At 64.1% G+C, this 15,199-nt stretch carries 10 protein-coding genes and 2 pseudogenes; 5 read left to right on the forward strand and 7 right to left on the reverse strand.

Going from position 1 to position 15,199, the window contains the following annotated elements; translation table 11 throughout:
* The first annotated feature begins 1 nt into the window (after window position 1).
* The 5 genes and pseudogenes from ttgB (at window position 2) to QIY50_05440 (ending at window position 8,054) form a co-directional block, all read left to right on the forward strand.
* Window positions 2–3,155 (forward strand): annotated as a pseudogene (gene ttgB, locus QIY50_05420) (multidrug efflux RND transporter permease subunit TtgB).
* Window positions 3,152–4,609, forward strand: a complete 1,458-nt coding sequence (locus QIY50_05425; GenBank protein WGV21677.1) for an AdeC/AdeK/OprM family multidrug efflux complex outer membrane factor — start codon at window positions 3,152–3,154, stop codon at window positions 4,607–4,609. Before ttgB ends, QIY50_05425 begins: the two are co-directional and overlap by 4 nt.
* Window positions 4,610–4,952: 343 nt before the next feature.
* On the forward strand, window positions 4,953–6,209 hold the full coding sequence (locus QIY50_05430; protein ID WGV21678.1) for an OprD family porin: 1,257 nt from the start codon (window positions 4,953–4,955) through the stop codon (window positions 6,207–6,209).
* 202 nt (window positions 6,210–6,411) lie between these two features.
* A complete protein-coding gene (locus QIY50_05435; protein WGV21679.1) occupies window positions 6,412–7,335 on the forward strand; it encodes a LysR family transcriptional regulator in 924 nt (307 codons plus the stop codon).
* A 194-nt stretch (window positions 7,336–7,529) separates the two neighbouring features.
* Window positions 7,530–8,054: a DUF962 domain-containing protein gene (locus QIY50_05440; protein WGV21680.1), complete on the forward strand. Its 525-nt coding sequence runs from the start codon at window positions 7,530–7,532 to the stop codon at window positions 8,052–8,054.
* Between the two features lie 131 nt (window positions 8,055–8,185).
* On the opposite strand, the pseudogene pcaC reads toward QIY50_05440, so the two are convergent.
* From pcaC to QIY50_05475, 7 genes and pseudogenes are all read right to left on the reverse strand, one after another.
* Window positions 8,186–8,582: pseudogene (gene pcaC / locus QIY50_05445) on the reverse strand (4-carboxymuconolactone decarboxylase).
* Window positions 8,583–8,592: 10 nt separating this feature from the next.
* Window positions 8,593–9,378, reverse strand: coding sequence for a 3-oxoadipate enol-lactonase (pcaD, locus tag QIY50_05450; GenBank protein ID WGV23003.1), 786 nt, complete (start codon window positions 9,376–9,378; stop codon window positions 8,593–8,595).
* A gap of 18 nt (window positions 9,379–9,396) precedes the next feature.
* The gene (locus tag QIY50_05455) at window positions 9,397–10,749 is read right to left on the reverse strand and encodes a 3-carboxy-cis,cis-muconate cycloisomerase (GenBank protein ID WGV21681.1); all 1,353 of its coding nucleotides are present in this window, start codon (window positions 10,747–10,749) and stop codon (window positions 9,397–9,399) included.
* Window positions 10,750–10,758: 9 nt separating this feature from the next.
* Window positions 10,759–12,048, reverse strand: coding sequence for an MFS family transporter (locus tag QIY50_05460; protein WGV21682.1), 1,290 nt, complete (start codon window positions 12,046–12,048; stop codon window positions 10,759–10,761).
* A gap of 187 nt (window positions 12,049–12,235) precedes the next feature.
* A complete protein-coding gene (gene pcaF, locus QIY50_05465; GenBank protein ID WGV23004.1) occupies window positions 12,236–13,441 on the reverse strand; it encodes a 3-oxoadipyl-CoA thiolase in 1,206 nt (401 codons plus the stop codon).
* Complete coding sequence (locus QIY50_05470; protein ID WGV21683.1) at window positions 13,438–14,217, reverse strand: CoA-transferase subunit beta; 780 nt, start codon at window positions 14,215–14,217, stop codon at window positions 13,438–13,440. The genes pcaF and QIY50_05470 overlap by 4 nt, the downstream gene beginning before the upstream one ends.
* Window positions 14,214–15,074: a CoA transferase subunit A gene (locus QIY50_05475; protein ID WGV21684.1), complete on the reverse strand. Its 861-nt coding sequence runs from the start codon at window positions 15,072–15,074 to the stop codon at window positions 14,214–14,216. The genes QIY50_05470 and QIY50_05475 overlap by 4 nt, the downstream gene beginning before the upstream one ends.
* Window positions 15,075–15,199 lie beyond the last annotated feature (125 nt).

A 15,199-nucleotide genomic window follows, 5' to 3' on the forward strand; every position in this document is an offset into this window, starting at 1 on the left:
CATGTCGAAGTTCTTTATCGATCGCCCGATCTTCGCCTGGGTGATCGCCTTGGTGATCATGCTGGTCGGCGCCTTGTCGATCCTGAAGCTGCCGATCAACCAGTACCCCAGCATCGCGCCACCGGCCATCGCCATCGCCGTGACCTACCCGGGCGCCTCGGCGCAAACCGTGCAGGACACCGTGGTCCAGGTGATCGAGCAGCAGCTCAACGGTATCGACAACCTGCGTTATGTGTCGTCGGAAAGCAACTCCGACGGCAGCATGACCATTACCGCCACCTTCGAGCAGGGCACCAACCCCGACACCGCGCAGGTACAGGTGCAGAACAAGCTGAACCTGGCCACCCCGCTGCTGCCGCAGGAAGTGCAGCAGCAAGGTATCCGCGTCACCAAGGCAGTGAAGAACTTCCTGCTGGTGATCGGCCTGGTGTCCGAAGACGGCAGCATGACCAAGGACGACCTGGCCAACTACATCGTTTCCAACATGCAGGACCCGATCTCGCGTACCGCAGGTGTGGGTGACTTCCAGGTGTTCGGTGCACAGTACGCCATGCGTATCTGGCTCGATCCGGCCAAGCTGAACAAGTTCCAGCTGACCCCGGTCGACGTCAAGACCGCCGTGGCTGCGCAGAACGTGCAGGTGTCCTCCGGCCAGCTTGGCGGCCTGCCGGCCATGCCGGGTACCCAGCTGAACGCCACCATCATCGGCAAGACCCGCCTGCAGACGGCCGAGCAGTTCGAGAAGATCCTGCTCAAGGTCAACAGTGACGGTTCGCAGGTACGTCTGGGAGACGTCGCCCAGGTTGGCCTGGGTGGTGAAAACTATGCCGTCAGCGCCCAGTTCAACGGCAAGCCGGCGTCCGGTCTGGCAGTCAAGCTGGCCACCGGCGCCAACGCCCTGGACACCGCCAAGGCCTTGCGCAAGACCATCGCCGACCTGGAACCGTTCTTCCCGCCCGGGGTGAAGGCAGTATTCCCGTATGACACCACCCCGGTGGTCACCGAATCGATCAGCGGCGTGATCCACACCCTGATCGAAGCCGTGGTCCTGGTGTTCCTGGTGATGTACCTGTTCCTGCAGAACTTCCGCGCTACCATCATCACCACCATGACCGTACCGGTGGTATTGCTGGGCACCTTCGGCATCCTTGCCGCAGCAGGCTTCAGCATCAACACCCTGACCATGTTCGCCATGGTCCTGGCCATCGGCTTGCTGGTGGACGACGCCATCGTCGTGGTGGAGAACGTCGAGCGGGTGATGTCCGAGGAAGGTTTGCCGCCCAAGGAAGCGACCAAGCGCTCGATGGAGCAGATCCAGGGTGCCCTGGTGGGTATCGCCCTGGTGCTGTCGGCGGTACTGCTGCCCATGGCGTTCTTCGGCGGCTCCACGGGTGTGATCTACCGGCAGTTCTCCATCACCATCGTCTCGGCCATGGGCCTGTCGGTGCTGGTGGCGCTCATCTTCACCCCGGCCCTGTGCGCCACCATGCTCAAGCCGCTGAAGAAGGGTGAACACCATGTGGCCAAGCGCGGCTTCTTTGGCTGGTTCAACCGCAACTTCGACCGCAGCGTTACTGGCTACGAGCGCAGCGTGGGTACCATCCTGCGCAACAAGGTACCGTTCCTGCTGGCCTACGCGTTGATCGTGGTCGGCATGATCTGGCTGTTCGCCCGCATCCCTACCGCGTTCCTGCCGGAAGAGGACCAGGGCGTACTGTTCGCCCAGGTACAGACCCCGGCCGGTTCCAGTGCCGAGCGCACCCAGGTGGTGGTCGACCAGATGCGTGAGTACCTGCTCAGCGAAGAGGCCGACACCGTGGCTTCGGTGTTCACCGTCAACGGCTTCAACTTCGCCGGCCGTGGCCAGAGCTCGGGCATGGCGTTCATCATGCTCAAGCCGTGGGACGAGCGCTCCAAGGAAAACAGCGTGTTCGCCCTTGCCCAGCGCGCCCAGCAGCACTTCTTCACCTTCCGCGATGCGATGGTGTTCGCCTTTGCCCCGCCTGCGGTGCTGGAGCTGGGTAACGCCACCGGCTTCGATGTGTTCCTGCAGGACCGCGGCGGTGTCGGCCATGCCAAGCTGATGGAAGCGCGCAACCAGTTCCTGGCCAAGGCCGCGCAGAGCAAGATCCTCAGCGCCGTGCGCCCGAACGGCCTGAACGACGAGCCGCAGTACCAGCTGACCATTGATGACGAACGTGCCAGCGCCCTGGGCGTGACCATCGCCGACATCAACAACACCCTGTCGATTGCCCTGGGTGCCAGCTACGTCAACGACTTCATCGACCGTGGCCGGGTCAAGAAGGTGTACATCCAGGGCGAGCCAAACGCGCGGATGAGCCCGGAAGACCTGCAGAAGTGGTACGTGCGCAATGGCGCCGGCGAAATGGTGCCGTTCTCCTCCTTCGCCAAGGGCGAATGGACCTACGGTTCGCCGAAGCTATCGCGTTACAACGGCGTCGAGGCAATGGAAATCCTTGGTGCGCCGGCCCCGGGCTACAGTACCGGTGAAGCCATGGCCGAGGTCGAGCGCATTGCTGGCGAACTGCCAAGCGGCATCGGCTTCTCCTGGACCGGCATGTCCTACGAGGAAAAACTCTCCGGTTCGCAGATGCCGGCGCTGTTCGCCCTCTCGGTACTGTTCGTGTTCCTGTGCCTGGCAGCCCTGTACGAAAGCTGGTCGATCCCGATCGCCGTGGTGCTGGTGGTACCGCTGGGTATCATCGGTGCCCTGATCGCTACCAGCCTGCGCGGGTTGTCCAACGACGTGTACTTCCTGGTCGGCTTGTTGACCACCATCGGCCTGGCGGCGAAAAACGCCATTCTGATCGTCGAGTTCGCCAAGGAACTGCATGAACAAGGCCGCAGCCTTGTACGACGCGGCGATCGAGGCGTGCCGCATGCGTCTGCGCCCGATCATCATGACCTCGCTGGCGTTCATCCTCGGCGTGGTACCGTTGACTATCGCCAGCGGCGCCGGCGCCGGCAGCCAGCACGCCATCGGTACTGGCGTGATCGGCGGCATGATCAGTGCGACCGTGCTGGCTATCTTCTGGGTACCACTGTTCTTCGTCGCAGTGTCGTCACTGTTCGGTAGCAAAGCGCCGGAAAAAGACGTCACCCCTGAAACTCCACGTTATGAGGCTGGGCAATGACCAAGTCTTTGTTGTCCCTGGCAGTAACCGCTTTCATTCTTGGCGGCTGCTCGCTGATCCCTGACTACCAGACCCCGGAATCGCCGGTGGCTGCGCAGTGGCCGCAAGGCCCTGCATACTCGCCGACGCAATCGGCCGAGGTCGCCGCCGCCGAGCAAGGCTGGCGTCAGTTCTTCCACGACCCGGCACTGCAGCAGCTGATCCAGACCGCGTTGGTCAACAACCGCGACCTGCGCGTTGCCGCGTTGAACATCGATGCCTATCGTGCGCAGTACCGCATCCAGCGTGCCGACCTGTTCCCGGCGGTTTCGGCCAACGGCAGCGGCAGCCGCCAACGCGTACCGGCGAACATGTCGCAGACCGGCGAAGCAGGCATCACCAGCCAGTACTCGGCCACCCTGGGCGTCAGTGCCTATGAGCTGGACCTGTTCGGCCGCGTGCGCAGCCTGACCGAGCAGGCCCTGGAAACCTACCTGTCCAGCGAGCAGGCGCGTCGCTCCACGCAGATCAGCCTGGTGGCCAGCGTGGCCAACGCCTATTACACCTGGCAGGCCGACCAGGCGCTGTTCAAGCTGACCGAAGAAACGCTGAAGACCTACGAGGAAAGCTACAACCTCACCCGTCGCAGCAACGAAGTCGGCGTGGCCTCGGCACTCGACGTCAGCCAGGCGCGTACCGCCGTGGAAGGCGCCCGGGTCAAGTACTCGCAGTACCAGCGCCTGGTCGCCCAGGACGTCAACAGCCTGACCGTGCTGCTGGGCACCGGCATTCCCGCCAACCTGGCCAAGCCGCTCGAGCTCGATGCCGACCAGCTGGCCGAAGTACCGGCCGGCCTGCCGTCGGACATCCTCCAGCGGCGCCCGGACATCCAGGAAGCCGAGCACCTGCTCAAGGCCGCCAATGCCAACATTGGCGCGGCCCGCGCAGCGTTCTTCCCGAGCATCAGCCTGACCGCCAATGCCGGCAGCCTGAGCCCCGACATGGGCCACCTGTTCTCGGGCGGCCAGGGCACCTGGTTGTTCCAGCCGCAGATCAACCTGCCGATCTTCAATGCCGGCAGCCTGAAGGCCAGCCTGGACTACTCGAAGATCCAGAAGGACATCAACGTCGCCAAGTACGAAAAGACCATCCAGACCGCCTTCCAGGAAGTCTCCGATGGCCTGGCGGCGCGCAAGACCTTCGAAGAGCAGCTGCAGGCGCAACGCGACCTGGTGCAGGCGAACCAGGACTACTACCGTCTGGCCGAACGCCGCTATCGCATCGGTATCGACAGCAACCTGACCTTCCTCGACGCCCAGCGCAACCTGTTCAGTGCCCAGCAGGCGCTGATCGGCGACCGCCTGTCGCAGCTGACCAGCGAGGTCAACCTGTACAAGGCGCTTGGCGGTGGCTGGTACGAGCAGACCGGGCAGGCCAACAACCAGCAGGCAGCGGTGGAAGCACCGAAGAGCTGATTGAAGCTGTCAAACATCAAGCCCACCCTCGCGGTGGGCTTTTTGTTTTGTGTTGCCTGAACCGGCCTCTTCGCGGGCTTGCCCGCTCCCACAGGGGAACCACGCCTCCCTCTGTGGGAGCGGGCAAGCCCGCGAAGAGGCCAGCACAGGAAACAATTAACCAACCGGAACATTCCGTTCGATTATCGCCCGCTTCCGTTTGCGGCGAATTGCCTCACCCCAGCCCTACCCCGCACCATCCTCCCCACGCAACGTTGCCCCGGTTCATCCCAAAAGACCCGCACCTGCAGGCCGCATCCTGCAGCGTACCGGCTCGCCCATAAAAACAAGAGATCCACGACAGATGAGCACTTTGCAACCCGCACGCCAGCTGCTGCCCGGCCTGTTGGCCATGTCCTGCGCACTCCCGGTGTTCGCCGCCGACAACGGCGGTTTTCTGGAAGATGCCAAGGCCACCCTCAACCTGCGCAACTTCTACATAAACCGCAACTTCGTCGACCCGGCCCATCCGCAGGCCAAAGCCGAGGAATGGACACAAAGCTTCATCCTCGACGCCCGCTCCGGCTTTACCCAGGGCACCATCGGTTTCGGCGTGGACGTACTGGGCCTGTATTCGGTCAAGCTCGATGGCGGCAAAGGCACCACCAATACCCACCTGCTGCCGGTGCACGACGATGGCCGCCCCGCCGATGACTTCGGCCGCCTGGGCGTGGCACTGAAAGCCAAGCTGTCCGAAACCGAGCTGAAAGTGGGCGAGTGGATGCCGGTACTGCCGATCCTGCGCTCGGACGATGGCCGCTCGCTGCCGCAGACCTTCCGCGGCGGTCAGCTGACCTCGAAGGAAATCGCCGGCCTGACCCTGTACGCCGGCCAATTCCGCGGCAACAGCCCGCGCAACGACGCCAGCATGGAAGACATGTCGATGAACGGCAAGGCAGCGTTCACCTCCGACCGTTTCAACTTTGGCGGCGGCGAATACACCTTCAACGACAAGCGCACCATGATCGGCCTGTGGAATGCCCAGCTCAAGGACATCTACCGCCAGCAGTACCTCAACCTGGTGCACAGCCAACCCTTGGGCGACTGGACCCTGGGCGCCAACCTGGGCTACTTCATCGGCAAGGAAGACGGCGCCGAACGCGCCGGCGAACTGGACAACCGCACCGCCTCGGCCATGCTCTCGGCACGCTACCAGGGCCACACCTTCTACGTCGGCCTGCAGAAGGTCAGCGGCGACGACGCCTGGATGCGGGTGAACGGCACCAGCGGCGGCACTCTGGCAAACGACAGCTACAACTCCAGCTTCGACAACGCCAAGGAACGCTCATGGCAGGTGCGCCATGACTTCAACTTCGCCACCGTCGGCGTGCCAGGCCTGACCCTGATGAACCGCTACATCAAGGGTGACAACGTCACCGCTGGGGGGGTGGACGATGGCAAGGAATGGGCACGGGAAACCGAGTTGGCCTATGTGGTGCAGTCGGGCAGCTTCAAGGACCTGTCGGTGAAGTGGCGCAACTCCACCATGCGCCGCGACTTCAGCACCAACTCGTTCGATGAGAACCGGTTGATCGTGAGTTATCCGCTGAATCTGCTTTGAATTCTTCGCGGGCACGCCCGCTCCCACAAGGGCCGCACCAGCCTTGAAACCTGTGCGGTCCCTGTGGGAGCGGGCGAGCCCGCGAAGAGTCCAAAAGCCACAACAAATAACCTGAAGATATAAACAAATCAAAAAACCTTCTTTGACGACATATGCAGCAACCGCTTGAATAGGCCCCTGATCCCCGCCCCAGAGCCGTGAAATGGACCTCCGTCAGCTGCGTTACTTCATCGCCCTCACCGAATACCGCAGCTTCGTCCGTGCCGCCGAGGCCATGGGCATTACCCAGCCCGCCTTCAGCCGAGCCATCCAGAGCCTGGAACACAGCTTCGGTTGCCCCCTGGTCGACCGCGCCAGCAAAGCCCTGCTGCCCACCCCCGAAGGGCTGGTGGTGCTGCAACATGCTCGCCGCCTGGTACAAGGTGCCGCACAGCTGAGCAACGAAGTGCTGCAAATGACCAAGCTCGACGCCGGCGAGCTGCATTTCGGCAGCGGCCCTGCGCTGGCCGTACGCCTGGTGCCCGATGCCCTGCGCCACTTCATCGAACGCCACCCGGGCATCCGCACCTCGCTGCTGGTGGACAACGCCGAACGCCTGGGCCAGGCCCTGCGCCGCGAGCAGATCGAGTTTTTCGTCGACGACATCCGCCCGTTCGAAGCCGACCCCAACTTCCACACCGAACCCCTGTCACCACGCCCCGGCCTGTTCTTCTGCCGCCCGGGGCACCCGTTGCTGGCCAAGGACAGCTTGTCGACCAACGACCTGTTCAGTTACCCGCTGGCCAGCGCCCTGCTCGCCCCTGGGGTGCGCAAGCGCCTGGCCAACCTGAGCGGGCGCAGCGATTTCACCCCGCACCTGCAAACCGAGCACCTGGCCGTGCTGCGTAGCGTGGTGCAGGCCAGCGATGCGATTGGCACCGCCAGCGAGGAAGCCGTGGCCGAAGACCTGGCCAGCGGCCGCCTGGTGCGCCTGCACTGGCGCAACCTGCCACCGGCGCTGGAAGTGCTGAGCGTGCGCTGTGGCGTGGTCAGCCGCAGCGGTTACCGACTGTCGCCGGCGGCGCGGGCGATGATCGAGACGCTGGTGGGGCTGGATATGCCAGTTCGGGCTGCTGCCATTCGCTGAGCTGATGATGGTGGTGGCTGCGGGCTATCCTGATCACTATCCGGTCACAAGTTGCCTGTACTGGCCCCTTCGCGGGCTCGCCCGCTCCCACAGGTAATCCACCAAGCTTGAAAACTGTGGTGATCCTGTGGGAGCGGGCAAGCCCGCGAAGAGGCCGGTTCAGGCACAACAAAGCTGAACAGGGAGACACAACAATGAAAACCCTCGTCGACCACCTGAGCCAATACGCCAGCTACCACCGCGACCCACGCAACATCGCCACCCACTTCATCGGCATCCCCATGATCGTGCTGGCGGTCACCATCCTGCTGTCGCGCCCTGGCTGGGACGTGGCCGGCCTGTGGCTGTCCCCTGCCCTGCTGGCAGCGGCCGCCTCGGTATGGTTCTACCTGCGTCTGGACCTGCGTTTCGGCCTGGTGATGGGGTTGTTGCTGGGGCTGTGCCTGTGGGTCGGCCAGGTGCTGGCCATGCAGACGACAGGGCTATGGCTAGGCGCTGGCCTGGGAGCGTTCGTGGTGGGCTGGATCATCCAGTTCGTCGGCCATTATTACGAGGGCCGCAAGCCGGCGTTTGTAGACGATGTCAGCGGCCTGATCATCGGGCCGTTGTTCGTGGTGGCAGAAGCGGCGTTCATGTTGGGCCTGTGCCCGGCCCTCAAGCGCGATGTGGAAAGCAGCGCCGGCCCGGTGGCCATGCGGCAGAAGAATGCGACCCTGTAAACATTCAATGGCCCCATCGCCGGCAAGCCAGCTCCCACACCGACCGCGCTGCCCTCAAGACCTGCACTGTCCTCAGGCCTGATGCAATCCCTGTGGGAGCTGGCTTGCCGGCGATAGGGCCGGTACAGGCATTACTGTTGTCGCGACTCTACACCCAACTCATCCCACACCGACTCAGCCAGGTGAAAGGTGGCATTGGCCGCCGGAATGCCGCAATAGATCGCGCTCTGCATCAGCACTTCCTTGATCTCGTCACGGGTCACGCCGTTGTTGGCCGCCGCGCGCAGGTGCAGCTTCAGTTCGTCGTTGCGGTTCATTGCCGATCAGCATGGCGATGGTGATCAGGCTACGGGTATGACGCGGCAGGCCTGGGCGGGTCCAGATGTCACCCCAGGCGTGGCGGGTGATCATCTCCTGGAACTCGCCGTTGAAGTCGTTGAGCTTCTCCAGGCTGCGGTCCACATGGGCATCGCCAAGCACGGCGCGGCGTACTTGCATGCCGGCGTCGTAACGTTGTTTCTCGTCCATGGCAGTGTCCTCAGTGAGCCAGCAGGAAGTCGAGCACGCGGCGGCTGAACGCCTCGCCGATTTCGACGTTGGACAGGTGCGCCGCCGGGAAGTCGACGTACTCGGCACCCGCGATACCGGCCTGCATGAAGCGGCCGTGCTCCGGGGTGGTGACCACGTCCTCGGTACCGGCAACAATCAGCGCCGGCACCTGGATGCGGCCCAGTTGCTCGCGGTAATCGGCATCACGCACAGCCGCGCAGTTGCCGGCATAACCTTGCGGGCTGGTTTGCGCCAGCATCTGGCAGATGCGCTGGGCCTGCGCTGGCTGGGCCTGGGCGAAGCCCGGGGTGAACCAGCGGGCAATGGAAGCATCGCGCAAGTCGACCATGGCCTGCTGGCCGCCTTTGAGCACGGTGTCGATACGGGTGTTCCACACCTCGTCGTTGGCAATCTTGGCGGCGGTGTTGCACAGGGTCAGGCTGTGCAGGCGCTCGCCGGCATGGATGCCCAGCCACTGGCCGATGAGGCCACCCATCGACAGGCCGACGAAGTGCGCCTTGGCGATATCCAGCCCATCGAGCAGGGCCAGCACGTCACGGCCCAGCTGTTCGATGCTGTAAGGGCCTTCAGTGACCAGCGACCCACCGTGGCCACGTGTGTCATAGCGCAGCACACGGAAATGCTGGCTCCACAGTGGAATCTGCGTGTCCCACATGCCCAGGTCGGTACCGAGCGAGTTGGACAGGACCAGCACCGGGGCGTTTTCCGGGCCATCGATCTGGTAATTCAAAACGCCATCGGCCAGTTGCCAAATGCGCCACAGCGGTCTCCTTCAGGCAGTGAAACGTTGATGTTCGGACACGGCGCGCGCCACCCAGACGCGGGCCTGGCCCAGGTAATGGGCAGGGTCGAGCAAGCGATCGAGCTCTTCGGCGGACAGTTCGGCACTGACCTGCGGCTCCTCGCCCAGCACGCTGCGCAGGTGGCGCTGTTCGGCCACCGCACGCTGGCAGCATTGCTCCAGCAGGTGGTGGGCGTGGTCGCGGCCCAGGCGCTGGGCGAGGACGATGCTCACCGCTTCGGCCAGCACCAGGCCCTGAGTCAGGTCGAGGTTACGGCGCATACGCGTGGCATCCACCTCCATGCCCTCGGCAATCACCTGGGCCTGGCGCAGCGCCCCGGATACCAGGCAGCAGATGTCGGGCAGGGTTTCCCATTCGGCATGCCACAGACCAAGGCTGCGCTCGTGCTCCTGGGGCATGGCGGCGAACAACGTCGAGACCAGCCCTGGCACCCGGGTCGCCGCACCGATCAGCACCGCGGCGCCGACCGGGTTGCGCTTGTGCGGCATGGTCGAAGAGCCACCCTTGCCCGGCGCGGAAGGCTCGAACAGCTCCCCCGCCTCGGTCTGCATCAGCAAGCTGACATCACGGCCGAACTTGCCCAGGCTACCGGCGACCAGGCCCAGCACCGAGGCAAACTCCACCAGGCGGTCGCGCTGGGTGTGCCAAGGCTGCTCGGGCAAGGTCAGCTTGAGCTGCTCGGCCAGGGCTTCGGCCACGGGCATCGCCTTGCTGCCCAAAGCCGCCAGGCTGCCCGAGGCGCCGCCGAACTGCAGCACCAGCAAGCGTGGACGCAGCTCCCGCAGGCGCTGGCGGTGACGGGTCAACGCGCCCAGCACACCGGCCAGTTTCATCCCCAGCGTCACCGGGGTAGCGTGCTGCAGCCAGGTGCGCCCCACCAGCGGTGTGTCGGCGTGCTGCAAAGCCTGGCGCGACAGGGTACCGGCGAGCTTGCCGAGGTCGGCTTCGATCAGGTCGAGGGCAGCACGCAACTGCAGGACCAGGCCAGTGTCCATCGCATCCTGGCTGGTGGCGCCCAGGTGCACATAGCGCTCGGCCTCGGGCACGCCACTGGCAATCACCTTGCCCAACGCCTTCACCAGCGGGATCGCCGAGTTGCCGGCAGTGGCGATGGCGTTGGCCAGCGCACCGACGTCATAACGCTCGGCGTGGCATGCCGCCTCGATGGCCGCTACCGCGCTGTGCGGGACCAGCCCGGCAGCCGCCTCGGCCCGCGCCAGCGCCGCTTCGAAATCGAGCATGCCCTGCAGGCGGCCACGGTCGGAGAAAATCTCGCGCATGGCTGGTGCGGTGAAATAGGCGTCGAACAGTTGGTTGGTCATGCCACGTCCTTAATCATCGTGGTGCAGATACGCCGCCTGCTTTGGCAGGCGCAGGCTGAACAGGAAGGCAATCGCCATCATCGCCGTCACGTACCAGTAGAAAGTGTTTTCCATGCCCAGGGTCTTCAGGCCCAGGGCAACGTACTCGGCCGAACCGCCGAAAGCCGCGTTGGCCACGGCATAGGCAAGGCCCACACCCAGTGCGCGTACTTGCGGCGGAAACATCTCGGCCTTCACCAGGCCGCTGATCGAGGTGTAGAAACTGACGATACACAACGCCAGGCTAATCAGCACGAAGGCCATGAACGGGCTGCTCACGGTTTTCAGCGCCATCAGCAGCGGCACGGTGAACAGCGTACCCAAGGCACCGAACAGCATCATCGAATTACGCCGGCCGATGCGGTCGGAGAGCATGCCGAAGAACGGCTGCAGCACCATGAACAGAAACAGCGCGCCAGTCATCACGTAGCTGGCGTTTTTCGCGGTCATGCCGGCGGTGTTGACCAGGTACTTCTGCATGTAGGTGGTGAAGGTGTAGAAGATCAGCGAACCACCTGCGGTGTAGCCGAGTACGGTGATGAAGGCCGCCGCATGGTTGCGGAACAGGCCCTTGATGGTGCCGGCGTCCTTGTCCTGGCGGGTTTCGGCGCTGCTGGTCTCATGCAGCGAGCGGCGCAGCATCAGGGAGATCAGCGCGGCGATGGCACCGACCACGAACGGAATGCGCCAGCCCCAGGCGCGCAGCTCTTCTTCGGTGAGCAGCTGCTGAAGGATCACCACCACCAGCACCGCCAGCAACTGGCCACCGATCAAAGTCACGTACTGGAACGAGGCGAAGAAGCCGCGCTGGCCGCGCAGGGCCACCTCACTCATGTAAGTGGCCGTGGTGCCGTACTCGCCGCCAACCGACAGGCCCTGGATCAGCCGGGCCAGCAGCAACAGCGCCGGGGCCCAGGTGCCGATGCTGGCGTAGGTAGGCAGGCAGGCGATCATCAGGGAGCCGAAGCACATCATCAGCACCGAGATCATCAGGGAATTCTTGCGACCATGGCGGTCAGCGAGGCGGCCGAAGATCCAGCCACCGATGGGGCGCATCAGAAACCCCGCGGCGAACACGCCCGCCGTGTTCAACAACTGCACGGTGGGATCGTCGGAGGGGAAGAAAGCCGGGGCAAAGTAGATCGCGCAGAAGGCATAGACATAGAAGTCGAACCATTCCACCAGGTTGCCTGAAGAGGCACCAACGATAGCGAAGATGCGTTTGCTGCGTTCTTCGCCGGTGTAATAGGTTGAGGTCATGGTGAGTTTACTCCTGAGGGTCGCAGGTAAGTCTAGACACACCTGGTAACACACTCGTTCCGCTAGCTGGCTGGCAATTGGCCTTGTATCCGGCAAGACCGGCCTCTTCGCGGGTAAACCCGTTCCCACAGTGGGAGGCGTGGTCCCCCTGTGGGAGCGGGTTCACCCGCGAAGAGGCCAGTACAGGTCAAATCCGTTCGATGGCCAACGCCAGACCTTGGCCGACACCCACACACATGGTCGCCAGGCCTTTACGCCCACCGCTTTTCTCCAGCTGGTGAAGCGCAGTCAGCACCAGGCGCGCACCGCTCATGCCCAGCGGGTGGCCCAGGGCGATGGCACCGCCGTTGGGGTTCACCTGCGGCGCATCGTCAGCCACACCCAGCTCACGCAGCACCGCCAGCCCCTGGCTGGCAAAGGCTTCGTTGAGTTCGATCACATCGAAATCATTCACCGCCACACCCAGGCGCTCGGTGAGCTTGCGCACCGCCGGCACCGGGCCAATGCCCATCACCCGCGGTGCAACACCGGCACTGGCCATGCCCAGCACCCGGGCACGTGGGGTCAGGCCGTGTTTCTTCACTGCTTCGGCCGAAGCCAGGATCAATGCCGCAGCGCCGTCGTTCACGCCTGAGGCGTTGCCGGCGGTGACGGTCTTGTCCGGGCCGTTGACCGGCTTGAGCCTGGTCAGGGCCTCCAGTGTGGTTTCCGGGCGCAGGTGTTCGTCATGCTCGACGATGGTCTCGCCTTTCTTGTGCGCAATACGTACCGGCACGATCTCTTCGGCGAAGAAACCGGCGGCCTGGGCGGCAGCTGCCTTCTGCTGGCTGCGCAGGGCGAAAGCGTCCTGGTCAGCGCGCGAAACCTGGTAATCGTCGGCCACGTTGTCGGCGGTTTCCGGCATGGAGTCCACGCCGTACTGGCTCTTCATCAGTGGGTTGATGAAACGCCAGCCGATGGTGGTGTCTTCGAGCTTCATGTTGCGCGAATAGCCGCTTTCGGCCTTGCCCATGACGAACGGGGCACGCGACATCGACTCGACGCCGCCGGCAATCGCCAGCTCCATTTCGCCGCTGGCAATGGCGCGGAAGGCAGTGCCGATGGCATCCATGCCCGACGCGCAGAGGCGGTTCAGGGTAACGCCCGGGATGCTCTGCGGCAGGCCGGCCAGCAGCAGCGCCATGCGCGCCACGTTACGGTTGTCTTCACCGGCCTGGTTGGCGCAGCCGAAGAACACTTCGTCAACCTGGTCCCATTGCACGCCGGGGTTGCGCTCGATCAGCGCCTTCAGCGGCACGGCGGCCAGGTCGTCGGCCCGCACGCCGGCCAAGGCGCCGCCGAAGCGGCCGATCGGGGTGCGGATGGCGTCACAGATGAATACGTCGCGCATCAGGCTTCTCCTGCCACCTGGCCATGGGCCGCGGCGGTACGGGCTTCGAGGTCGCGCAGGGCGGACAGCTCGACTTCGGTAGGTTCGGCAGTGGTCTGCACATCGTCGGCAAAGCGGATCGCCCAGCCAGTGGCGGCGATGATCTGCTCGCGGGTCACGCCCGGGTGGATGGCAGTCACTACGAATTCGTGGGTGCCGGCTTCCGGCTCCATGATGCACAGGTCGGTGATGATGCCGACCGGGCCGTCGCCTGGCAGGCCAAGGCGTTTGCGCGAGTCGCCGCCCTCACCGTGGCCAACCGAGGTGATGAAGTCCAGTTTGTCGACGAAGGCACGCGGCGACTGCTTGAGGATGATCAGCACCTGCTTGGCGGAACCGGCGATTTCCGGTGCGCCCCCGGCACCCGGCAGGCGGGTTTTCGGCGCATGGTAGTCACCGACCACGGTAGTGTTGATGTTGCCGAAACGGTCGACCTGGGCGGCGCCGAGGAAGCCGACGTCGATGCGCCCACCTTGCAGCCAGTAGCGGAAGATCTCGCCGGTCGGCACCACGGTGTCAGCGGTTTCGGCCAGCTCGCCGTCACCGATCGACAGCGGCAGCACGCTTGGCTTGGCGCCGATCGGGCCGGATTCGTAGATCAGCACCACATCTGGCGACGAGGTCAGGCGCGCCAGGTTGGCGGCCTTGGACGGCAGGCCGATGCCGACGAAGCACACCGCACCGTTGCGCAGGCGACGGGCTGCGGCGACGGTCATCATTTCGGAAGTGGAGTAGCTCATTGTGCGGCCTCCGCAGTGCTGGCCAGCTTGGCCTTGAATTCGTTGAAATCGGCAGTGCCACGGATGTAGGTGTCGATCCAGGCGGTGAACGATTCGCGGCTACGCGCGATCGGGTCCCAGGCCTGGTAGAAGCGGTTGTCACGCTCGTAGTAGCCGTGGGCATAGGACGGGTGCGCACCACCCGGCACCAGGCATACCGCGCTCAGCGCCCAGGTCGGTAGCACGCAAGCGTTCATCGGGGCTTGCAGGTCGTCGACGATTTCCTCGACGGTGACGATGCAGCGCTTGGCGGCCAGGGCGGCTTCCTTCTGCACACCGAGGATGCCCCACAGCAGCACGTTGCCTTTGCGGTCGGCTTTTTGCGCGTGAATCACGGTCACGTCCGGGCGTACCGACGGCACGGCTGCCAGCACTTCACCGGTGAACGGGCAGGTCACGCTCTTGATCAGCGGGTTGACCTTCGGCAGGTCGGAGCCAGCGTAGGCACGCAGCACGGCGAACGGCAGGCCCGAAGCACCGGCGACATAGGCGTTGGCCAGGTCGGCGTGGCTGTGTTCTTCGATTTCGATGGGTTGTGGCCACTGCTTCTCGACGGCATCACGCAGGCGGTGCAGCGAACCGACACCTGGGTTGCCACCCCAGGAGAAGATCAGCTTGCTGGCGCAACCGGCGCCGATCAGCTGGTCGTAGATCAGGTCCGGAGTCATGCGCACCAAGGTCAGGTCGCGCTTGCCCTGACGGATGATCTCGTGGCCGGCGGCAGTCGGGATCAGGTGGGTGAAACCTTCGAGGGCGACGGTATCGCCATCCTGGATGAACTGCTTCACGGCTTCGTGAAGCGGGAGAATTGCAGCCATTTGGAGACTCCTGGTCAGGGTGCTTCGGTAAGCTCAGATTAAGGAGACTGGTGGGTGGCTTACAATCCGATAATCGACTATTCGTGCGATTATCGAACTGTTTGTTACCCTACTATTCATCTCCA

It is taken from the genome of Pseudomonas putida, assembly GCA_029953615.1.
In the GTDB taxonomy this organism is placed as follows: Bacteria; Pseudomonadota; Gammaproteobacteria; order Pseudomonadales; family Pseudomonadaceae; genus Aquipseudomonas.